This is a genomic window from Mucilaginibacter rubeus, from assembly GCF_003286415.2.
Classification (GTDB): domain Bacteria; phylum Bacteroidota; class Bacteroidia; order Sphingobacteriales; family Sphingobacteriaceae; genus Mucilaginibacter; species Mucilaginibacter rubeus_A.
The window spans coordinates 363,809-387,034 of record NZ_CP043450.1 but is presented as its reverse complement, the minus strand read 5'-3'; the positions used below and the strand labels follow the sequence as shown (position 1 = coordinate 387,034).

Below are 23,226 nucleotides of genomic sequence, written 5' to 3'. Positions count from 1 at the left end.
GATCCGAGGCGACTAAATAAGTTCAGAAATAGAATAGATATCTACGATTTTAGGCAATAATGTGAACAGCAGGCCCAGACCTTATGTAATTAAAAGCAGTTGTTTAGAGTTTGGTGAACGAATATTTGAAAATTTGCTTTGTAGTGCCTTTTCAGGCGATCTGAGAAAACCGCGTATATCTATGTATGTCATAAGATGTAAGCGGATCATAGCAGCTAAATTAGCGAAAGACCATTTAGCTGCTATGCCTTTTTTGAGGATTTTTAATATTAGATCTGCTATCAGAGCTGACCATATTTGTAACTTGATAGCGTTTTCAGAATCACCAAGAAAATACTTAAGCGGATAGTTTTGCTTTATTCTTTTGAATAACAACTCTATTTGCCAACGTTTACGGTATAATTCAGCTATAGTCATCGCACTCATTTTCATGTTGTTGGTCAAGAACTCATATATTTCACCACTATCAGGACTTTTAAATTGAACCATTCTGCCTAAACACGATTGCAGCCTCTATGGCCCAGCCGAATGCGTTTGTCTGCAATAACTCCTTTTTCTTTGTGGGGATTATCCAATTCTTCCAGTACATCATAAGCCGATCTACTTCGCCTTCGTGTAATCCATGTTACCCCTGATGCTGAAAAACTGTTAAGTTTTATATAGTCTGCATAGCCTCTGTCAAAGACAAGAATAGAACCTTTAGGTAGATGAACCTCTTTTAAAAAACTGGAATCGTTTGCAGCAGCAGCACTATAACAAATCATACAAGGTATATCCAGATCGCTTCTTATCAGCGTATGGACTTTGATCCCGCCCTTTCGCTTCCCTACAGGATTTTGACCAGAGGTTCGTAGTATTTCCTGAAATAATGATATAGTGGTCGAATCAAAGATATACAGTCGGGAAGCTATGCTTTTCTTCCTGCTGTCCGATAAAAATCCCGAGTATCGTTGATATAGCTTGTAATAAATAGAACCGAATACATCAGCTTGTCGCCTTTGATTGGCGTCTGATATGGTACTACGCCTGGGATGATAGCGAACGCCAAGGTGATTAACCCGTTGCTCTGCTGCAAGCATACCTGTTGTCACCTCCCGTAATGAATTACAGTGATTGAAAACGGCATAAAGCATGGTTACCAAATGCTCGTAAGTATTGAATCGCTTGCAATACCTATCCGCGTTATGTTCAGCGGATATGCGACGGATCATATCCCGGGGAATAAATCTTAATAACTGCGCGAATATCGGCTGTCCGGTAAAAAAAGTACTTTTGTTCATTGGTGTTTTTTGTGTGGTAACTTAAAACTACCAATAAAGGGGGGCTGTTAAAAGCCTCCCTTGCTTTTTATTATCTTTTACCGGACACTAATAGTCAGAGACTTCGGATTTATATGGCTGTAGTTTGTAACTACAGGCTACTCCCGCTCAATCAAACAAACAGCATAAGCCACTACGCCTTCCTCCCTGCCTATAAAGCCCATTTGCTCATTGGTAGTAGCTTTAATAGAGATGTCCTCTTCGCCGATACCGGCGGCTTCGGCTATATAAGTTTTCATTGCCGGAATATGCGGATTGATCTTTGGCGCTTCGAGGCATACCATGGCATCTATATTGCCAATAACAAAACCTTTCTCTTTGATCAGCGCCACCACATGTTGTAAAAGGATCAGGCTGCTGATACCTTTCCAGCGATCGTCTTTATTTGAAAAATGAAAACCAATATCACGCAGATTTGCCGCCCCGAGCAGGGCATCGCAAATAGCATGTAACAATACGTCGGCATCTGAGTGACCATAGGCACCCGCATAGTGCTCAAGCTTTACTCCGCCTAAAACAAACGGGTGATTTTCTTTTAACTGATGTACATCAAACCCAAACCCTACCTTAATTTTACCCATTATCTTCTTGAAGCATTTGTTGTGCCACCAAAACTTGCCGACAAAGAGAAGCGCAAAGTATTGGCCAGGGCACTATTTTGCTGGCTGGCCGCCAGGTATGAAAAGTCGAAATCAAAAACGCTATACTTAAATCCTAAGCCCATGGTAAGATAATGCCTATCTCCTTTGTTAGGGTTTTCGTAAAAATAGCCTGCCCTTAACGCAAACTGTTTATTGTACCAATACTCAACACCTGGCGAAAAGCTGATCTCTTTCAGCTCTTCACTGAAACCACCCGGTGCATCGCCAAATGATTGAAAAATACCGGCAGGTACCGATACATTGTCATCCTTGCCTTTGATGATATTACCATTCTGGTCACGCAGAGGTGGAGTAGGCACCAACAGTTTATTGATATCAAAAGTTGCAGTAAACTCATTAACATCATCCAACTGCCATGTATTGGCTACACCCAGTTTGAGGTTGGCCGGTAAAAAATATTTATTACCTACATCGCTGTAGCTGATTTTGGTACCAATGTTCGATATGTGTGTTCCAAAGGCAAAAAGGTTACCATCACCATAAGGTGCCGTGTAATACAGTGAAACATCGGCGGCAAAGGCATTACCCGCTTTTGCTGCCTGACTTGAGCCGGTAGCAAACGATATGCTTGAAATATTAGAGTGAATATACCGCGCGGTTAAGCCTAATGAAAAATTATCACCAAACTTACGGGCAAATGAAACATCTAACGAATACTCATTAGGCGTATAGGTGCCCTGATCGTTGGTATTATCATCGGTAAGCTGGATGGAACCATAATTAAAATACCGGAGCGAGGCGCCTAAAGTATTGCGCTCATCAATTTTATGGGCGTAGCTTAAATACGACAGGCTGATATCAGGCACCAAATGCCTTAACCATGGGCTGTATGATACCGATAACGCGTCGTTACTTTCCAGGAATGCAAGTTTTGAAGGGTTCCAGAAATTTGCATTTACATCCGGAGAAAGTGCCACACCAGCATCCCCCATTGCTCCCGAACGCGAATCGGGCGAAATATTTAAAAAAGGTACTTCGGTAGGGATTGCATTAATGTTACTCCCATTGGTATTGGTTTGTGCCGAAGCAGCAAGAGGTATTAAAAGGGGGGTAATGAAAGCAAGGCCTCGAAATGTAAAAAGCTTCATTTGTAGGAGTTAGGTTGCAAAATTCTATTATATGGTATGTAATACTAACGTGCTTTGCCTGTTTTATGTTACATCCCATTTGTTGAAAGTTAAATCAAAAATTCAAATCAACGCAACTAATTTCATCAATTTTTCGTTAAAACCCCTGATAACTGTACTATTTATTTATAAATAATGATTTACGAGCGTAAGCAACGTATCCAATTTTTTATAAATTTACCACACATTAGAACTGTAAAAATATGAAAATACTTTTTACTAAAACTGCTTTGGGATTGTTGGCTTTAGGGGCCGTGCTTAGCAGCTGCAGTAAACGTGAGCAATCGCAAAAAACGGGTATAACTTATAACGACAAAAACAACGGCGGTTACGAGCGTTTCAGGCAAAGTCATCCTTCTCCGGGCCCAGGATTGGTGCCTATTGAAGGCGGTACCTTTGTTATGGGTGGCAGCGCAGATCAGGACATTACTTACGATTATAACAACGTACGTCGCAGGGTTACCGTACCATCTTTTTACATGGACGAAACGGAAGTATCAAACCAGGATTGGCTTGATTACCTGCACTGGATCAATATTACTTTTCCTCAGGACCGCGAATTATATTACAACGCAACACCTGATACATTGGTTTGGCGCCGCCCATTATCATATAATGAGCCTTATGTAGATAACTATCTGCGTCACCCGGCTTTTCAGGATTATCCCGTTGTAGGTGTAACCTGGGATCAGGCACAGGCTTATTGCGCATGGCGTACCGACCGTACAAACGAAAACATTTTACGTGAAACCGGTAAACTTGTAGCGTGGAAAGATCAGGGCAAAAAAGGTGGCGGTGGCGATGCCGGTGCTGCAATTAACGGCCAGCCTTTCAATACCGATATTTATCTGAACGGTCAGATGACAGGAGCAGGCATTGATGGTAAAAAAATGATGCCTAACCTGAGCCCTAACGCCCAGGCAGGTACAGGTAAAGGCGGTAAAGCCGTTAGGCCGGTACGTATGGAAGATGGTATCCTGAAACAAGCTTACCGTTTACCATCAGAAGCCGAATGGGAATACGCCGCATTAGCACTTGCAGGTAACACCCAATTTGAAAATATCGACGACGGCAAAATGTATACCTGGAATGGTATGGGTGTACGTTCGGCAAAAAGCAAAACCCGCGGTTTGATCATGGCTAACTTTAAACGTGGCAGCGGTGACAACGCAGGTGTTGGCGGTTACCTGAATGATAAAGCCGACATTACAGCTCCTGTACGTTCTTACGCTCCAAACGATTTTGGTTTGTATAACATGGCAGGTAACGTTAACGAGTGGGTTGCCGATACCTACCGTCAAACATCATTTGAAGAGTTCGAAGACTTTAACCCTTTCCGTGGTAACGAGTTTACCAACAAACGTCTTTCAGATCCAAGCAAAGGCCTTTATGCTAAAGATAAATATGGCAAGCCGATCAAGGATCCTGCACATGCTAACAAAAAATTAAAATATAGCGAGCTTTTGGCCTTACAACAGCAAACTACAGCTGCGCAAAGTGCTAATCCAAACGCGCCGCTTGCAACTACGCAAACAGGTTCGCTTCCGGTTGATTCATTGTTGCCTAAAAACTCAGGTAAAGCTTATAACCCTGATGCAAGGGGCGAAAAAGATGAAGTTAACAAAGCCCTTTACGGTACAACAACACTGGTTAACGACCACTCTAAAGTGTACAAAGGCGGCTCATGGAACGATATGGCCTACTGGTTAAACCCAGCTACCCGCCGTTTCATGGATCAGGATGAATCAAGTGCCGAAGTTGGTTTCCGTTGCGCGATGACCCTGGTAGGTGCTCCTGAAATTAACCCTAATGGTAAACCTCATTATCCGGTAAAAAAGGCAAAACCTTTTAAAGCAAGATAATTTTTAAAACATAATACATGCAAGGCCTTTTCAGAAATGAGAGGCCTTGTTTGTTTTATAGCCCATTCATTGCCTCAGGTATGCCCCAGTATGTTATCCGTCAATTGGCTCAACCCATTGGCTTCGCCACGCAGGTGCCTCAAAGGGATCGGCAAAATATTGTGTTTCGTGTATTACCTTCCCCTCACGAAACTCCATAATACTTACTGTGTATGCCGGCTTATCCTGATAGTTAATGGTATATTCGGTAATCCAGGTATCCCCGCTCCCCAGGATCCTCCTGACACGAAAGCCTGACGGTTTACCTGGATGATGCCCTCGCAAAGTCTGCAAATTAGCCCGTCCAAAAATTCGCTCGCCCGACTGCGGGTAATCGCAAATTACATCGTTATCATAAATATCATGTTCCGCATTGATATCACCGGCTGCTGATGCCTGCCAATGTGCATTCAGGGCTGCAAGTATTTGTTCATCTTCCATGGTGTTTTAGGTTTTGGTTAGATTTTGTTTTTATAAAAAAATCCCGGTGACGAAACGTCACCGGGATATATACTTTTAATAAATTTACTACTATTGATACCCTTCGTTTTGCGTTAAGCTGGGATTAGCATCGCGTTCGCGTTTAGGAATCGGAAATATTAATTTAGGTGAATTCCATGGGAAAGAGGCAACCACATTTCCATCCTCATCTGTTGTTTCAGTTGTTTCTTTGTAACGTTTCAAATCCCATAACCTGAAGCCTTCAAATGCAAGTTCTACGCGGCGTTCGTGTTTAAGGACGGTAAATAAGGCGGCGGCTGTATTCGCGGTTGTGTTAGCCAATTTAGCCCTGTTCCTCACAATATTAATGTCCTGTGCAGCACCTGTTAAATCCGGCGCAGACTTTCTGATCCGCGCTTCGGCTCTTATCAGGTAAATTTCGGCCAGGCGCACAACTATAACGTTACCAAAAAGGTTATTGAACTTTGAAGTAAAGTTATCAGAGCCATCGTTATAAAACTCCTCTGCCCTTTTATCGCCGGCCTCATATCTTGCAAAATGCTGATCGTTGATCACCGTTTCGCCACGGCCACCAAAATCGGCGCTTGCGAAAACTTCGTTCAAAGCATTAAATCCTGATTGGTTAGAAATCTGGATCGCGAAAATATCTTCGGTGCTATTGAACACACGGGTAGGCTGCGTAGGGTGCTGAAATTCGCTTCCGAAATCACTCACTAATGAAAATGCACCCGAGCTTATGATTTTTGTTGCTTCTGTTTCAGCATCTGCAAACTTTTCCTGGGTAAGATAAATGCGCGCAAGGATCGCTGATGCTGCAAAAGAATCAGCATAAGGAGTTCTTGACCCAGGACTTGGATCACTGTTAAGCTTTGCTTCTGCAACCAGAAGGTCAGATATCGCCTGTGCATAAACTTCCGCCACTGTATTACGCGATACCCGCTGAATACCCGGAATGCTTGTTGTAGGAGCTAAAACTATAGGCACCGCCAAGTTTGATGTTGGTGTTCCATCATTCCATGCTTTGCCAAAACAACGGGCCAGGTCAAAATAGGCAAGACCGCGTAAAAATTTAGCTTCACCCTCAACCCTGTCTTTGTTAGCGGCGTCAACCAAATTCAGGTTAGCCAAAACGTTGTTACATACGTTAATGGCGTTAAAACCTGCATCCCATACCCCTTCAACAAAGAAATTATTAACGGTGATGGTTTTATTTGAAAGCTCGGTGTATTCGGAAAAAGTGCCGAAGTAGGAGAAATCGCCGTCATCAGCTAAAAAATCATTGGTTGACATTACCCTGCCACCATATAATCCCCTAAGGGCTGCTGCTGTGTAAGCTCCAATAAGCACACCCTGAACATCTTTTGATGTTTTAATAGCCTGATCCTGCTCAACTGTATCTTTTGGCTTTATATCCAGTTGCTTTTGGCAACCGGTACTGTATAGCACCAGTAACGAGCTTAATGCTATGATTGTATATTTAGTTTTTTTCATCTCTGTCAGCTTAAATTAAAATCCTACGTTTAATCCAAAAGTTATTGTTTTAGCCTGCGGAGCGGCATAAAAGTCATAACCTTGTGTAATGTTGCCCGAAAAAGCATCTGAGTTTAACTCAGGGTCCCAACCTTTATATTTTGTCCATGTAATTAAGTTGGTTGCCTGTGCATAAACCCTAATGCTCGACAGTTTGATTTTACTAACCCATGCCTTAGGGAAATTATAACCCAAAACAACATTCTTCAAACGAATGTATGATCCGTCATCTAAAAACCTTGAGCTTGGACTTATACCATTACCGCCAAACAACCGGGCCTGAGGCACATTGGTAATTTGCCCGGCTTTTGTCCAGGATTGAAGCTGATCAATAGTTTGGTTATCAAAACCGTTGCTAAAACCGGTTGACATGTACTGACCACCACCATTATAGATCTTATTTCCGTGAACCTGTTGTAATAAAAAGCTGAAATCAAAACCCATATAAGAAACCGAGTTATTTAAACCGGCCAGATATTTAGGATTTGGATCACCTACCACTACAGGTACCGCCTGATTGTAATCATTTGTAGTAGTTCTGTCTCTTTTACCATTTCCGAGATCAGTATTCTTATAATAAAGCGCATCGCCATTTTTAGGATCGGCACCGGCAAACTCAGCAGTATAAAAAATGCCAAGCGGCTGGCCTTCAATAGCACGGTTAACCTGATCGCCGCCGCCAAGCAGGATCTGTCCTTTAAGGTCGGTGATCTTATTACGATTAATAGAAAAGTTAAAGCTTGTTGACCATGTAACCTTACCAACAAGGTTTTTAGAGTCGATTTGAATTTCCAAACCTTTATTTTGCAGTTTACCCAGGTTTTGAGTTATTGTTGTAAAACCTGATGTAGCTGGTACCTGTACGTTTAGCAAAAGGTCTTTGGTTTTTTTCAGGTAAACCTCAAATGAACCAGATAAACGGCCATTAAAAAAGCCTACATCCACACCAAGGTTGGTGGTAGCCGTTGTTTCCCATTTCAAATTAGGATTTGGTAATTGTGTTGGCCTCGCACCGGCTACCCCGGCATAACCAAATGCCGAAAATAAACCACGCGAAGGGAAATTACCAATTTCAGAGTTACCTGTTAAACCATAGCTGGCCCTCAGTTTCAGTTCAGATACCAGCTTTTGGTTTTTCATAAATTCCTCCTGAGACAATACCCAACCAACAGAACCTGCCGGGAAGAAACCATAACGGTGATTAGCTCCAAACCTTGACGAACCGTCGATACGGCCGCTTAATGTTAAGAGGTATCTATCATCATATTTATAGTTGGCCCTGGCAAAATATGAAAGCAGTGAGTAGCTTGTTGAATTTGATGCCGCGCCGGTAATATCAGCCGCGCTGTTCAGCTTTTTGTAAGCGTCTGAAGGGAACTGCTGACCGTTGATAGAGTTGAGATCGTTCTGCTGTCTTTGGTAAGTCATACCACCTACCGCGTCGATATTACTTTTATCGATGTCTTTTAGGAAATGTAAAAAGTTATTGGTGTTAAAATTCAGCGATGTAACTGATGAATTAAAACCCACACCATTTCCTGTACCCGAGTTACGCAGGGTTAAACTTCCTGCATAACTATCTTCAGTAGAATTTAAGATATCCATACCAACCTCTGACCGAAAGGTTAACGACGGCATTAATTTTATCTCGCCAAAAACGTTACCAAGGTTGCGGTAATCGGTAGTGATAAAATAACTGCTTTCTGAATTCAGCAAAGGGTTAAAATAAGTTGGGAAGTTACCGTTAGGATTACCTGTGGCTGGGTCAAGCGCACCGCTTAATAAACCAGTACGTGGATCGATAACAGGGGTTATTGGCGCCAGGGCCACAATTTGCTCCGGTGTCGAAAACGCGTTGTCATTATCCAAACGATGGTTCTGGGTACGTGAAACACTCAGGTTGGCCCCTATAGTTAACCAACTGTTGGCCTGGTTTTCGATATTAGTACGTAAGCTATATTGGTTAATCTGATTTTTAAGGATCCAGCCTTTTTGATCGTTATACGTGCCCGAAATATAAAACTTGGTCTTTTCCGTACCTCCGGAAAAAACAAGATTATAATTTTGTACCGGGGCATGCTGAATGATCTGCTTTTGCCAATCGGTATTTACTTTGTAAGTTTTATAATCATCATTACCGGCCGAGTAACGTAGCAGCCTGCTTTCAATAGTTGCTGATGAGTAGCCGCCTGCCGTACCTGCTTCTCTTAATAAAGTAACATACTGCTGCGCATCTAAAAATTTACGCTCGCCCGTTGGCTTGCTAAAACCGTAGTATTGATTATAAGTGATTTTTGTAGAACCCGCTTTACCTTTTTTGGTAGTAACCAAAACCACACCATTTGATGCCCTTGAACCGTAAATGGCTGCCGCGGATGCATCTTTTAAGATGTCGATAGATTCGATATCATTTTGGTTCAAATCAACCAACGGGTTGGTTGATGCGCCATTGGTCGAAAAATCATCAACCGTAATGGGCATACCATCTATTACATACAATGGCTGATTACCTGCGGATACAGAAGACGCACCACGGATACGAACCTGGATGCCCTGCCCCAATTTACCGTTTTGAGCCTGGATATATACACCCGGACTACGGCCCTGTATAGCCGATTCAAGACTTGGTACCGGAATATTTTCTATATCACCGCCTTTGATTTTTGAAACGGATCCTGTTAATGAACGTTTGCTTTGTGTTCCATACCCCACAACTACAACCTCATTAAGCAGCTTCGAATCGGCACCTAATTGCGCATCAACCGATGTTCCGGTTATAGCGACTTCCTTAGGGAGATATCCTAAAAAACTAAAAGTCAAAATTTTTGCTGTTGCCGGCACACTAAGCTTGTAGCTACCGTTAATATCGGTTTGGGTGCCCACCCCCGTAACACCTTTTACGGTTACGCTTACCCCAGGTAAGGGCGAGCTGTCCTTCTGATCTGTTACTTTACCTGTAATAACCCGGTTTTGAGCAAAACCAAGGGTAATACAAGTACATAACAACAGGATTGTTAGTAAATGTTTCTTCATAAAAGTTAATATTGTTAATTAAGAAAGTAAGTTCGTAAAAAAAATGTGTAGAAACAACAAATACCTCAAAATCACGTTGCGTTCTTTACAAAAATGTTATTATCGCACATTTAAAACCATGACAATCAAATAAAAACACATTACCACCTTTCTTTTACAGGCCCAATCTTCCGGGGTTTATCAATATGTTTTTTAATTGCGGCCTCTTCCGGTAATTAATAGAGGCCTTAATTTCTATTCGGGCAGATGCAAAGCAGCCAATGCAACATCACTACACAAATAACTCATTTACAATAACTTCTATAACAAACCTTGTAATTACTATCTTTACTTCGCTGGTATTAGCGATATTCAAATCCCTTATTTCAAATTATCCTTACTAAAATCAACCGGGGGTAAAACGATTAACCTTTATTTTATTCATATTTTCCCTCCTGTTAAAATTAACTATCAGGAAATTATAATAACACACTGATTAATCCATTACCAGCCATTAATACTTGATCTGCAAAAGGGACGGTTTGCTACACAGCCGATACATAAATTGACTGGCGTTGATATAAAACTAAGCATATAAATTTTATCCACGGCGATCCTACGGGTAAACTCAACCCTTAATTGACAGTGCAGGAAAAAAATTGTCGGATAGAAAGCCGCAGGTAAAACCGGTGGCTATTGAGTGAAGATATACTGAATTAAATTTGCGCCCATTTTTAAGGCTTTCTGACGGGCTTCCTGGGTGTCGCCGGCATAAGTACCATAATCTTCCCAACCGTTGCCTAAATCGCACTCATAGGTGTAAAAACAAACCAGCCTGCCTTTGTATATTAAGCCAAATCCCTGCGCACGCTTGCCATCATGCTCATGAATTTTGGGCAGGCCATTGGGGAAGTCGTATTTTTGATGGTAAATGGGATGATTTACAGGTAGCTCCACAAAGTCAAGCTCGGGGAATACTTTTTTCATTTGCGGGCGGATGTATTGATCAAGACCATAGTTGTCATCAATATGCAAAAAACCACCGCCTGTAAGATATTTGCGAAGATTGCGGGCTTCCTGATCGGAGAAGATCACATTGCCATGCCCTGTCATAAAAGTAAACGGGTAATTGAATAACGAAGCACTCCCTACTTCCACTACTTCGTCATCATCATCAAAATTAGTCTTGAGGTTTTCGTTGCAAAACTTGATCAGGTTGGGTAGCGCCGTGCGGTCGCCATACCAGTCGCCGCCGCCACTGTATTTAAGCCGGGCAATTTTATAAGCAGGCGCATTAAAGCTGCTCATCGCTATAGCTGCAAATACAACAACCAATGCTACCCTTATCCTTTTCATATCCTATTTAAAAAATTCACCTCAAAGCAGGCTTCCAGTGCGGCAGTTTCTGTACGCAGGCGGCTTGTACCTAAAGATATTGGTTTAAAACCGTTACCTAAAGCCTTCTCTATCTCTGCCGGGGCGAAATCCCCCTCGGGACCTATCAATATTAAATAACGCCCATTAAGCACCAGTTCGTCTTTCAGGTTAAGCTTTTCTCCGGGCTCGCAGTGGGCAATAAACTTTTGACCATCAAAAGGCTTATCAAGCAACTGGTTTAACGTAACCGGTTCATTTAATACAGGATGGTATGCTTTAAGGGATTGTTTGATTGCAGCGGTAACAATCTTATTTAAACGCTCAACCTTGGCTTCCTTACGTTCCGATCGCTGGGTGATGATCAGCGATACTTCATCGATACCTATCTCTGTGGCTTTTTCCAAAAACCACTCCAGGCGTTCGATATTTTTAGTTGGGGCAACCGCTATATGAAGGTAATGGTTCCGTTTTTCAAATTCGGTGCTTACCGATGTTATTTTAAGAATGGTTCGCTTAGGATGCGCATCATGAATTTGAGCAGTATAAAGGCCTCCGCGGCCGTCAATTAACTGCACCTCATTGCCCACTTCAAGGCGCAGCACACGTATGGCGTGTTTGCTTTCTTCTTCGCTCAGAAAGTATTGGGGATGCGAGGCATCGATATCAGGTGTATAAAAAAGTTGCATTATGGTAAGCAGATTAATGTAAATCTACTGCATCTTCTTCATTTATCAGTAATTCGAGTTTAACTGATTCGATATTTTGGTCGGATTTTTTTAGTACAGTGATATTATACCCATTAGATTCCTTTTGCTCGCCAACATCCGGGATCTTTCCGAAGATATCGCCAAGCCAGCCGGATACGGTATCAAAATCACCATCCTCGGGCAAATCATGCGGAAGGTGCTCGTTCACATCGTAAATAGATGCAAGGGCGTTAACTATAAACTCACGTTCATTTACCTTTTCAACAATAGGCTTTTCCTCGTCATACTCATCCTGGATCTCACCAACAAGCTCTTCTACGATATCTTCCAACGTAACCATACCGGCGGTGCCGCCAAATTCATCAAGCACAATGGCTATCTGAATGCGTTTCTGCTGCAGCTCGGCCATCAGATCGTTGATCTTCTTTGTTTCAGGGATGAAGTATGGTTTACGGATAATGTCTTTCAGAACAATCTCCTCATTACGGGCCAGTAGCGGCAAAATATCTTTGGCATGTACAATACCAATGATTTTATCAATTACATCATCATAAACGGGCATACGCGAGTATCCCTCATCGATGATCATATCTAATAACTCTTCTTTTGTTGAAGCGATATCAACACCCGAAATTTTAGTACGGGGCACCATGATATTCTTCACAACACGCTCGTTAAAATCAAACACATTCTGGATCAGTTCGTGCTCATTTGAATCAAGCGCGCCGGTTTCTTTACCCTGCTCCAACAAGTATTGCAACTCTTCAGAACTGTGATGTGTTTCTCCGCCTTCAACAGCGCTTATACCCAACAGTTTCAGAATGAAATTGGCAAAGTTATTCAGCACCCATATAAATGGCCTGAAAACCACAAAGAAGAACCTCAGCGGCAATGAAACAGCCATTACTGTACGCACAGATTTTTGGATAGCTAACGACTTAGGCGCAAGCTCACCAAAAACAATATGCATAATGGTAATAAAACTGAAGGCTAAGATGTGACTGGCAGTAATATAACCCGGAGAAAGGGTTATACCTACACCCAGGAAGGCGCGGATAACAAGGTTAGTGGCAACCTCTTCACCCACCACACCAAGGGCCAGTGAAGCAATGGTAATACCCAGCTGCGTGGCAGCCAGGTAACCATCTAAATTATGTAGTATGCCCCGGGCAACTTTGGCTACGCCACTGCCGCCTTTGGCCTTAATTTCTATCTGCGAACCCCGAACCCTCACCATGGCAAACTCCGCGGCTACAAAGAAGCCATTGAGTAAAACCAAAAATATGGTAGCGAAAATGTAAAATAAACTAATCTCGTAATGTGCGGGGTCCATTTATTTTTTATGATTGATAAACAGGGAACGTCGATTTGTACAGCTCCAAACTTTCGTTAATCACTTTGTGGGCATAACGTACGCCTAACAGATGCTCTATAGTTACGTTTTTACCTTCCAATTTTTTGTAATCTTTAAAAAAGCGAACAATCTCTGTCATAGCGTGCGGAGGCAGCTCATTTAAATCATTGATGTAATTTACCGACATATCGTTCTTAGCTACTGCAATAATCTTATCGTCCTGCTCGCCGTTATCAACCATGTGCATTACACCTACCACTTTAGCCTCGATGATTGACATTGGGAAAACGTCAATTGAGCAAAGTACAAGGATATCCAAAGGGTCTTTATCGTCGCAATAAGTTTGAGGGATAAAGCCGTAGTTAGCAGGATACATTACAGATGAAAACAACACACGATCAAGCTTTAACAAACCCGATTCCTTGTCAATTTCATATTTTGCTTTTGAACCTTTAGGGATTTCAATGATAGCATTTACTACTTCAGGAATATTATCACCTGGTGAAACCTGGTGCCAAGGATGTTGAGTACTCATTTATTTTTTTATTATATAAAATTATTAACTAATCAGTTTATTCGCCCTTCTCGGTAAATTTCTTCTTAAGATAAGCAATAACCAGCGGAATTGTTGTAACTACAATTAATCCAAGTATGATATATTGCAAATAATCTTTCAATTGCGGGAACCTTCGCCCTAAAAAAAAACCACTTAAAGTAAATACGCACACCCAGGTTACGCTGCCGATAAGGTTGTAGATCGAAAATTTCCTGATATCAACCTTAACCACTCCTGCAAATATAGGAGCAAATGTCCTAACTATAGGGAAAAATCTCCCTAAAATAAGCGCCATCCCCCCATGCTTGTTGTAAAATTCGCTTGCTAACACTACGTAGCGCTTCTTGAAAAAGAGCGAGTCGTTTTTATTGAATAACACCGGCCCCGTTCGGTAACCGAACCAATAACCGGTAAAATTCCCTAATATGCCGGCCCCTATTAACGATAGTACCAATGTGGTTATAGATACATCAACCTTACCCGCCGCACATAGTAAACCGGCCATAAACAGCAGGTAATCGCCGGGCAAAAAGAAACCGAAAAATAAACCGGTTTCAGCAAAAACAACAATAAGCAAGAGATAAAAACCACCCCTGCTTATTATGGATTGAGCGTCAGTTAAATTTTGAAGGTATTCCCAAAAACTTTCCATTCACTATATCTGTAAAACTACAAATATTATATCAATTTGCAGTTATCATTACTGATTATATGAAACGGGCTATAAGATCGGGATAAACACCAATAAGAATTGTAGCCAGGGCTGATAGTGCGAATACAACTTTGTAGTAAACCGGCACTGTAAGTTCAGCGCGCTCGTCGGCACGGAAATACATCGCTATAATAACCCTGAAATAGTAGAAAATACTAATGATAGCATTAATTACAGCTATAATAACCAAACCGATATGGTAACGGCTTACCGCTCCCGAAAACATGAAGAACTTACCAATAAATCCTGCAGTAAGCGGGATACCCGCCAATGACAACATAGCAACGGTTAATACAAATGCCAGGAAAGGGTTCCTTTTGCCAAGCCCGTTAAAGCTTTCAAAGTTATCGCTTCCGCCTTGCTGTTGTACTAATATCAAACCACCAAATGCTATAATTGAAGCAATTGAATAAGCCGTAGCATATACGAATACCGAGTTACCTGAAGCAGCACCTAATGATACTATTGCAAATAACAAGTAGCCTGCGTGTGAGATACTCGAAAACGCAAGCATTCTCTTAAAGCTTTGCTGATACAGCGCGGTGATATTACCGATAAATAAAGTGATAATGGTAATTACCAATAATATTGGTGTCCAGAAATCAGATAATGGTTGGAAGCAGGCAGAGAACAAACGCAGAAATGCCGCGAAGCCTGCAGTTTTAACCACTGTAGACATGAATGCAGTGATCAATGTTGGCGCCCCTTCATATACGTCCGGAGTCCAGAAATGGAATGGAGCAGCGCCTACTTTAAAGCATAAACCTACAATTAAAAGCGCTATACCTGTGTAGAACATCGGGTCGATATGAGGGTGGTTAACCACATATTCCCTGATAGCGTCCATATTGAACGAACCAGATGATCCGTATAACAGGGCCATACCAAACAATAAAAAGCCTGTTGAAAAAGCACCCATTAAAAAGTATTTCAAAGCTGCCTCATTTGATGCGAAATCGCTCTTTTTAATACCTGCGAGGATGTATAAGCTAACCGACATGATCTCGATGCCGATAAACAACATCACCAGGTTATTGAAAGATACCATTACGATGATACCTGCTAATGAAAACAGGATAATGGCATAATATTCGGCAGTATGCCTGCTAATACGCTCAAAGTAACCTTTTGACAATAACAGGATCAGTATAGTTGATACGATGGTAACACTTGAAAATACAACAGAAAAATTATTGAACAACAGCATGCCGGTATAAATCGGCGCGGCTGTGTCTTTTGCAGTCCATTGGCAAATTGCGCAAGCCAAAGCAGCCAGTAAGCCTATAACGGTAACCGGAAGCAAAGCCTTTTGCGCTTTATATAACCCTAAATACAGAAGCACTATAGGTAAAACAGATATGATGATTATAGTATTCATTCTTTTCTTTAAAATCTTAAACCTACATTGTAAACTTTGAACCTATCTGGTTTACCAACTGCGTAACCGCAGCCTCAGATATATGCAGAATAGGCTGAGGATAAATACCTAATGCAATTACAAGTACACAAATTAAACACAGGGTAAACTTTTCGGTACCGCTAACATCAGCAAAGGTGGTTGTAAGCGGGTTGGTTTCGCCTTGCATTACATTTTTGTACATGCGTAACATATAAACCGCTCCGAAAATAATAGTAAGACCAGCTACAATTGCTAATACCAGGTTTACATAATGCTGTACACTAAAATCAAATACACCTTTCAGCAATAAGAACTCGCCGATAAAACCATTGGTAAGCGGTAAGCCTACTGTCCCCAGTAATATAATAAGGAAACCTATTGCAAACCTTGGAGCCACCTTAGCAATACCGCCAAGCTGGTCAATCTCGCGGGTATTTAACCTGCGGCTGATGATATCCCAGATAAAGAACATACCAACAACGTTGATACCGTGGTTCAGCATCTGGATCATGGCACCCTGAACACCGGCAATGTTCCATGCAAAAATACCGGCAGCAATTAAACCAACGTGTGCTATTGATGAGTAAGCAACAAGGCGTTTACCATCTTTTTGTTTAAAGGCAATAATTGAAGCATATACTACACCTATAACACCAAGGATCATGGCCAAAGCCTGAAAATGGAAGAAACCAAGTGGAGCATTTGGAATCATCCAGCGGATAACACCGTAAATACCCATTTTAAGCATGATACCCGATAACATCATGGTACCGCCTGATGGCGCTTCGGTATAAGTATCCGGCTGCCAGGTGTGGAAAGGGAACAAAGGCATTTTGATAGCAAAGGCCAGGAAAAACGCCCAGAATACCCAACTCTGGTGTTTTACATCCAAAGTCATTTTATAGAAATTATGGATGTCGAATGTTTTATCAGGCGATTGCAGGTACAGGTAGATAATACCAACCAGCATAAACAGCGAACCCGCAAATGTGTAGATGAAAAACTTGATAGTGATACGAATACGGTTTTCGCCTCCCCAAAGGGCACATATAAAATAGATAGGGATTAGTGCGGCTTCCCATCCAACGTAAAATAAAAATCCGTCGAGGGCGGTAAACACAACCAGCATACCTGCCTGCATAAATAAAATAAGGCCATAAAAAGCGCCTTCATTTTTATATTGATGCTGATAGGTTGTTAAAATAATTAAAGGCACAAGTACTGTGGTTAATAAAACCAGCACCATGCTGATGCCGTCGATACCGGCACTAAAGTAAATTCCATAACTGCTGATCCATGGCACATCAATAACAAACTGGGTTGATGCATCCGGAACAAACTTGCTTAAAAATATAAGCGCTATTACCAGTTGGGCAACAGAGAAAAATAATGCTGCATGTTTAGCTATCCCGTTTTTAAGCAGGGCAGTTATAACAGCGGCAACTATTGGCAAAAAAAGTAATATACTAACGGTCATTTTTATGTTGCTAAACGCTTATCGTTTATATTTTAGTTAATCCAAATACGCTATACAGGAGTACTGCGATAATTCCCAGTACCATGATGAATATGTAGAAACCCACATTACCGGTTTGCAGCAAACGCAGACCTTTACTGGTTTCAATTGTTCCACGGCCAATCCCGTTCACCAAACCATCAATACCTAATTTGTCTATTACATTATAGAAGAAGGTTGAAAGCCAGTCAAGCGGTTTACGAACAATCAGGTCGTAAAGCTCATCCAGGTAAAACTTGTGGTACGAAAGGCTGGTGAGTGCAGGACGCTCCTCAGTATCAGCAACCGGTACACTGCCATTTTTAGCATATTTAACATAGGCATAAAGCATAGCAGCTAAAGCCAAAGCAACTGACGCCCCCATTAATCCCCATTCAAGGCTGGCAGCCATATGGTGCTCACCCATAATCTCTGTTGATTTTGCAAATACAGGCGCCAGGAAGTGCTCCAGTTCGTGATGTCCGCCCATAACTTCCGGTATACCGATGAAACCACCTACTATAGAAAGAATAGCTAATATGATCAATGGAACCAATATAGTTGGAGGCGACTCATGTAAGTGGTGTTCCTGATCATGCGTACCACGGAACTTTCCGTAGAAAGTAAGGTACATCATCCTGAACATATAGAAAGAAGTAAGCAATGCTGTAAATGCACCTACTGCCCAGAATACCGGGTTATGTACATAAGCATGTGCCAATATTTCATCTTTTGAGAAGAAACCTGCAAACGGAGGGATACCGGCAATAGCAATAGTACCGATCAGCATAGTGCCGAAAGTAACTTTGATCTTTCCTTTCAAGCCGCCCATTTTACGCATATCCTGCTCGCCGCTCATCGCGTGGATCACAGAACCTGCACCAAGGAATAATAAAGCTTTAAAGAAAGCGTGTGTTAACACGTGGAAGAAAGCACCGGTATAAGCACCAACCCCCAGGCCTAAAAACATGTACCCTAATTGAGATACGGTTGAATAAGCCAATACCTTTTTAATATCTGTTTGCGTTAACGCGATGAGTGCCGCGATAAGTGCCGTTGCTAAACCTATATAAGCTATCAGCTCCATGGTAAAAGGTGATAAAGTATATAAGATATTTGAACGGGCAATCATATAGATACCAGCTGTAACCATGGTAGCTGCGTGGATCAGGGCCGAAACGGGGGTCGGGCCGGCCATCGCGTCTGGTAACCAGGTAAACAATGGTAACTGCGCTGATTTACCGCAGGCACCGATAAATAATAATATGGTAATTATTAACAGCGGACCTGCGCCTGATTTCATAGTAGCCGCCTTTGGAAAGATCTCCGCAAACTGGATACTACCGAAAACGTAAATTATAGTGAAGATACCTAATAAAAAGCCAAGGTCACCGATGCGGTTCATCACAAAAGCTTTTTTAGCGGCATCAGCATAATCCGGGTTAGTGAACCAGAAACCGATAAGCAGGTACGAGCATAAGCCTACACCCTCCCATCCAATAAACATGATGAGATAGTTTGAGCCTAAAACCAGTAACAGCATGAAGAAAACGAATAAGTTCAGGTAAGCAAAAAACTTTCCGAAACCTTCGTCGTCATGCATATAACCGATAGAATACAAGTGGATCAGGAAACCAACGCCTGTAATGATCAGCAGCATAATAGCACTTAACTGATCTATCAGAAACGCGAAAGGGAATTTTAATGCACCAACCGCAAACCAAGTAAAGTAGTTAACGTTGATGGGTACACCAGTTGATTTTACCTGGAAGAAAACGGCAAGACTTAAACCAAATGATACCAGTACGATTAAACTGCCAATAAAGCCGATTACGCTTTTTGATAACGAATTACGGCCAAGTCCGTTTATAACAAAACCGGCTAACGGTAATATAGGAATAAGCCAGATATATTTATCCATGTTCGATGTTGTACGTTTTACGTGTTACGTTATACGTTTTAAATTATCAGATCCATCATTACCAGGAATAAGTAACCCCTTTCAAACATCTCTGTATAGCCGGGGATTGCTTCGTACCTCGCAATGACGCTTTTAATATTTATTAGAACTTATCAAATCCGAAATCGAAACTCCGAAATCCGAAATCACAGATCTACCATTTTAATCTGTTCAGTACGTTGATATCAATTGAGTTGGTGTTACGGTAAATCATCACGATGATAGCTAAGCCTACCGCAACTTCGGCAGCGGCCAGCGCCATGATAAAAAACACGAACACTTGCCCGGTAGCATCACCCCTGTATACCGAAAATGCGGTAAGCAACAGGTTAACCGAGTTAAGCATCAGCTCAACCGACATGAAGATCACGATAGCATTACGGCGAATTAATACGCCCATTACGCCTATAGCAAAAATGATGGTGCTTAATAATATGTAATGATTAAGCGGCACGGCGTGCATAGTATTTGTTAAACTTTCCATTATGCTGCTTTAGGTTCTTTTTCTTTAGTGGCCAATAATACCGCGCCTACCATTGCCGATAGCAACAGTACTGATGACACTTCAAATGGCAATAAAAATTCGTTGAACAATACTTTACCTAAGTTTTTTACAAGGCCCAGATCGGGGTTTTGTAACAATACAGGGTTTGATGCTCCAATCAGTTTAAGTGATGATGCTACAGCAACAGCCAATATGCCACCACCAAAAACACCTGCTACTTTAACCATAAATGGTTTTACAGGTTCCGACTCCTTGTTAAGGTTGATCAGCATCAGCGTATACAGGAACAATACCAATATAGCGCCCATGTATACAATGAAATTTACAATCGCCAAAAATTGAGCGTTAAGCAAAATGTAGTGGATGGTGAAAGTAAAAAAGGTAAGGATCAGATAAAGGATACTATGTACCGGATTTTTGGCCGAGATTACCAATATCGAAAAGAATATGGACAAAAATGCGATGAAGTAAAATGTACTCATGTTTTTATTTACAAAATACCTTTACCCTTTAGGTAGGGCAAAGGTATAAAACTTCTTTATTGATTTAAGGGTGCTTCTACTAATTTGTCTTTACCGTAAATAAAATCCTTCCTTAAATAGTCAGAAGGTACAATATCACCGTCAAGATAAATAGCTTCTTTAGGGCAGGCCTCTTCACACAAACCGCAGAAAATGCAACGCAACATGTTGATTTCATAAACTGCTGCATATTTCTCCTCGCGGTACAGGTGCTCTTCACCTTTCTGACGCTCAGCAGCTGTCATAGTAATAGCTTCGGCTGGGCATGATAATGCGCAAAGGCCGCAAGCTGTGCAACGCTCTTTACCGTTCTCATCGCGCTTCAAAGAGTGCATGCCACGGAAGTTTTCCGAAAATTCACGCTTCTCTTCAGGATAGCTGATGGTTACCGGCTTTTTGAAAAAGTGTTTCATTGTAGTGGATAAACCGCCTACAATAGCCGGCAGGTAAGCACGCTCCAAAAAATTAAGTGGCTTAACTTCCAGTACTTTTCGTTTATTGCTTAATGATTCCATTTTTTAAAACTCCAATCTATTTAAGTAATGTACTAATCACGCCTGTAAGCACGATGTTGGCAATAGCCAATGGAATTAATATTTTCCAACCCAAATCCATCAACTGGTCATAACGGAAACGCGGGATTGTCCAGCGTACCCACATGAAGAAGAAGATAGAGAAGAATATCTTACCAAATAACACCACAACACCAATCAGCGGACCGATAGTTGGGCCCACATGCGCGGCAACCCAATCCATGCCCGGGTAGTTATAACCACCCCAGTAAAGGGTAGCCATTACTGCCGATGAAATGAACATGTTGATATATTCGGCAAACAGGTAAAAACCTAATTTCATTGATGAATACTCGGTGTGATAACCACCTACAAGTTCGGTTTCGCACTCAGGTAAGTCGAACGGTGAACGGTTGGTTTCGGCAAAAGCACACACCAGGAACAGCAGGAAGCCAAGTGGCTGTCTCCAAACGTTCCAGGCAAAGCCATGTTGTTGTTCGGCAATTTCCTTAAGGCTTAAAGTACCGGTAAGCATCAGCAAAGCGATGATAGATAAACCCATCGAAATTTCATAGCTGATGTTTTGTGATGCGGCACGGATAGCACCTAACAATGAATATTTATTGTTTGATGCCCAGCCACCTATCATAATACCGTAAACGCCTAATGATACTACACCAAAAATGTAAAGTACACCTACGTTGATATCGGTAACCTGCAGATCAAATGTATGACCGCCGATAGAAATAGCTGATCCCCATGGAATAACGGCCGAACCTATACAAGCAGTTAAAATAGCCAATGAAGGACCCACAATGAACAGGAAACCGGTTGCATTGGTTGGAATGATCTCTTCTTTTAAAAACATTTTACCACCATCGGCAAGGGGTTGTAAAATACCCCAGGGGCCGGCGCGGTTAGGGCCTATCCTATCCTGGAAAAATGCGGCAACTTTACGCTCGGCATAGGTTGAGTACATAGCTACAACCAGGCTGATAGCGAAAATCACAACGATCAGTACGATCCTGAATATTAAATCGGTAGTTTCCATTATAAGCGGGTCTCCCTTTCAAATTGTTCTTTATTAGCTTCCATCAATACCGGGTTGGTTTTAACAACCGGCAGTGGTGTAAACTCGTAATGGTTAGCGCTGATCACTGATTGATGAGATACCTTACGCGGACCTTCAATTACCCAATCGGCAGTTTTCTTTTTATCGAAACGGCAGGTGTTGCAGATAAACTCTTCAACCTCGCCATAAACATCTTTACGGCCTGTTACCCTGATCACATCCTCACCTTTATACCATAAGGTAACTTTACCACAGCATTTATCGCAATCGCGGTGCGCTTCAACCGGTTTGGTAAACCAAACACGGTTTTTAAAGCGGAAAGTTTTATCAGTTAAAGCGCCTACCGGGCAAACATCAATCACGTTGCCAGAAAAATCGTTATCAACAGCTTTGCTGATGTAGGTAGATATTTCTGAATGATCGCCCCTGTTCAGGATACCGTGTAAACGGGTGTTAGTGATCTGATCAGCAGTGAACACACAACGGTAGCAAAGGATGCAACGGGTCATGTGCAGCTGGATCTTATCACCGATATCGATCTTTTCAAATGTCCGGCGGTCAAACTCGTAACGGGTTTTTGCAGCACCATGTTCAAAACCAAGATCCTGAAGATGACATTCGCCGGCCTGGTCGCACACAGGGCAATCAAGCGGGTGATTGATCAGCAGCATTTCTACCACACCTTTACGGGCTTCAACAACCTCAGGCGAAGTGATATTTTGTACCTCCATACCATCCATAACACCGGTACGGCAAGAAGCCACCAGCTTAGGCATAGGGCGCGGATCTTTCTCAGATCCTTTGGTAACCTTAACCAAACAGGTACGGCATTTACCGCCGCTGCCCTGCAGCTTAGAGTAATAGCACATTGCAGGCGGAACAATATCGCCACCTATCTGCCTTGCGGCATTCAGGATGCTTGTCCCGGGTTCTACATCAACGGTTATTCCGTCTATTGTTACTTTCATTGACATTTAATAATAACGTCGTTTGTTAATTTCTAAAACTTTTTGTTTTCAAACCCAAGTCTGAAAACTGCCGTC

21 protein-coding genes are annotated in these 23,226 nt (G+C 41.9%); 1 reads left to right on the top strand and 20 read right to left on the bottom strand.

From position 1 onward, the window contains the following. Window positions 1-81 precede the first annotated feature (81 nt). From DEO27_RS31820 to porV, 4 genes are all read right to left on the bottom strand, one after another. A complete protein-coding gene (locus DEO27_RS31820; RefSeq protein WP_112576067.1) occupies window positions 82-489 on the bottom strand; it encodes a transposase in 408 nt (135 codons plus the stop codon). A gap of 5 nt (window positions 490-494) precedes the next feature. Continuing rightward, window positions 495-1,280 carry an IS4 family transposase gene (locus DEO27_RS01675; RefSeq protein ID WP_112576066.1) on the bottom strand — a complete coding sequence of 262 codons (786 nt, stop codon included), beginning with the start codon at window positions 1,278-1,280 and terminating at the stop codon, window positions 495-497. Between the two features lie 137 nt (window positions 1,281-1,417). Then, a complete protein-coding gene (gene ispF, locus DEO27_RS01670) occupies window positions 1,418-1,900 on the bottom strand; it encodes a 2-C-methyl-D-erythritol 2,4-cyclodiphosphate synthase (protein WP_112575933.1) in 483 nt (160 codons plus the stop codon). Further along, complete coding sequence (porV, locus tag DEO27_RS01665; RefSeq protein WP_112575932.1) at window positions 1,900-3,069, bottom strand: type IX secretion system outer membrane channel protein PorV; 1,170 nt, start codon at window positions 3,067-3,069, stop codon at window positions 1,900-1,902. Before porV ends, ispF begins: the two co-directional genes overlap by 1 nt. Window positions 3,070-3,311: 242 nt before the next feature. Here porV and DEO27_RS01660 point away from each other — a divergent pair, with 242 nt between their 5' ends. Then, entirely contained in the window at window positions 3,312-4,970 is a 1,659-nt protein-coding gene (locus DEO27_RS01660; protein WP_112575931.1) for an SUMF1/EgtB/PvdO family nonheme iron enzyme, read from the top strand. A gap of 93 nt (window positions 4,971-5,063) precedes the next feature. On the opposite strand, the gene DEO27_RS01655 is transcribed toward DEO27_RS01660, so the two are convergent. The 16 genes from DEO27_RS01655 to DEO27_RS01580 form a co-directional block, all read right to left on the bottom strand. Further along, window positions 5,064-5,450 carry a nuclear transport factor 2 family protein gene (locus DEO27_RS01655; RefSeq protein WP_112575930.1) on the bottom strand — a complete coding sequence of 129 codons (387 nt, stop codon included), beginning with the start codon at window positions 5,448-5,450 and terminating at the stop codon, window positions 5,064-5,066. A 90-nt stretch (window positions 5,451-5,540) separates the two neighbouring features. Then, window positions 5,541-6,962 (bottom strand): RagB/SusD family nutrient uptake outer membrane protein, encoded by a 1,422-nt coding sequence (locus tag DEO27_RS01650; RefSeq protein ID WP_112575929.1) that lies wholly within the window; start codon window positions 6,960-6,962, stop codon window positions 5,541-5,543. A gap of 15 nt (window positions 6,963-6,977) precedes the next feature. Further along, window positions 6,978-10,034 carry a SusC/RagA family TonB-linked outer membrane protein gene (locus DEO27_RS01645; RefSeq protein WP_112575928.1) on the bottom strand — a complete coding sequence of 1,019 codons (3,057 nt, stop codon included), beginning with the start codon at window positions 10,032-10,034 and terminating at the stop codon, window positions 6,978-6,980. 672 nt (window positions 10,035-10,706) lie between these two features. Beyond that, window positions 10,707-11,369 (bottom strand): DUF4159 domain-containing protein, encoded by a 663-nt coding sequence (locus DEO27_RS01640; RefSeq protein WP_223818124.1) that lies wholly within the window; start codon window positions 11,367-11,369, stop codon window positions 10,707-10,709. Next, window positions 11,366-12,076 carry a 16S rRNA (uracil(1498)-N(3))-methyltransferase gene (locus tag DEO27_RS01635; RefSeq protein WP_112575927.1) on the bottom strand — a complete coding sequence of 237 codons (711 nt, stop codon included), beginning with the start codon at window positions 12,074-12,076 and terminating at the stop codon, window positions 11,366-11,368. The genes DEO27_RS01640 and DEO27_RS01635 overlap by 4 nt, the downstream gene beginning before the upstream one ends. A gap of 13 nt (window positions 12,077-12,089) precedes the next feature. Continuing rightward, window positions 12,090-13,430 carry a hemolysin family protein gene (locus DEO27_RS01630; RefSeq protein WP_112575926.1) on the bottom strand — a complete coding sequence of 447 codons (1,341 nt, stop codon included), beginning with the start codon at window positions 13,428-13,430 and terminating at the stop codon, window positions 12,090-12,092. A 7-nt stretch (window positions 13,431-13,437) separates the two neighbouring features. Continuing rightward, the gene (locus DEO27_RS01625) at window positions 13,438-13,986 is read right to left on the bottom strand and encodes an inorganic diphosphatase (RefSeq protein ID WP_112575925.1); all 549 of its coding nucleotides are present in this window, start codon (window positions 13,984-13,986) and stop codon (window positions 13,438-13,440) included. 37 nt (window positions 13,987-14,023) lie between these two features. Beyond that, a complete protein-coding gene (locus DEO27_RS01620) occupies window positions 14,024-14,659 on the bottom strand; it encodes a DedA family protein (protein WP_112575924.1) in 636 nt (211 codons plus the stop codon). A gap of 55 nt (window positions 14,660-14,714) precedes the next feature. Then, the gene (locus tag DEO27_RS01615; protein ID WP_112575923.1) at window positions 14,715-16,097 is read right to left on the bottom strand and encodes an NADH-quinone oxidoreductase subunit N; all 1,383 of its coding nucleotides are present in this window, start codon (window positions 16,095-16,097) and stop codon (window positions 14,715-14,717) included. A gap of 22 nt (window positions 16,098-16,119) precedes the next feature. Next, the gene (locus tag DEO27_RS01610) at window positions 16,120-17,595 is read right to left on the bottom strand and encodes a NuoM family protein (RefSeq protein ID WP_112575922.1); all 1,476 of its coding nucleotides are present in this window, start codon (window positions 17,593-17,595) and stop codon (window positions 16,120-16,122) included. A 25-nt stretch (window positions 17,596-17,620) separates the two neighbouring features. Beyond that, a complete protein-coding gene (nuoL, locus tag DEO27_RS01605; protein WP_112575921.1) occupies window positions 17,621-19,534 on the bottom strand; it encodes an NADH-quinone oxidoreductase subunit L in 1,914 nt (637 codons plus the stop codon). Window positions 19,535-19,727: 193 nt separating this feature from the next. Then, window positions 19,728-20,057: an NADH-quinone oxidoreductase subunit NuoK gene (nuoK, locus tag DEO27_RS01600; RefSeq protein ID WP_090533902.1), complete on the bottom strand. Its 330-nt coding sequence runs from the start codon at window positions 20,055-20,057 to the stop codon at window positions 19,728-19,730. Further along, complete coding sequence (locus DEO27_RS01595; RefSeq protein ID WP_112575920.1) at window positions 20,057-20,560, bottom strand: NADH-quinone oxidoreductase subunit J; 504 nt, start codon at window positions 20,558-20,560, stop codon at window positions 20,057-20,059. Before DEO27_RS01595 ends, nuoK begins: the two co-directional genes overlap by 1 nt. 56 nt (window positions 20,561-20,616) lie before the next feature. Next, window positions 20,617-21,114: a NuoI/complex I 23 kDa subunit family protein gene (locus tag DEO27_RS01590; RefSeq protein WP_112575919.1), complete on the bottom strand. Its 498-nt coding sequence runs from the start codon at window positions 21,112-21,114 to the stop codon at window positions 20,617-20,619. Between the two features lie 16 nt (window positions 21,115-21,130). Then, window positions 21,131-22,162 carry an NADH-quinone oxidoreductase subunit NuoH gene (gene nuoH / locus DEO27_RS01585; RefSeq protein WP_112575918.1) on the bottom strand — a complete coding sequence of 344 codons (1,032 nt, stop codon included), beginning with the start codon at window positions 22,160-22,162 and terminating at the stop codon, window positions 21,131-21,133. Next, window positions 22,162-23,151 (bottom strand): 2Fe-2S iron-sulfur cluster-binding protein, encoded by a 990-nt coding sequence (locus DEO27_RS01580; RefSeq protein WP_394339788.1) that lies wholly within the window; start codon window positions 23,149-23,151, stop codon window positions 22,162-22,164. Before DEO27_RS01580 ends, nuoH begins: the two co-directional genes overlap by 1 nt. Window positions 23,152-23,226 lie beyond the last annotated feature (75 nt).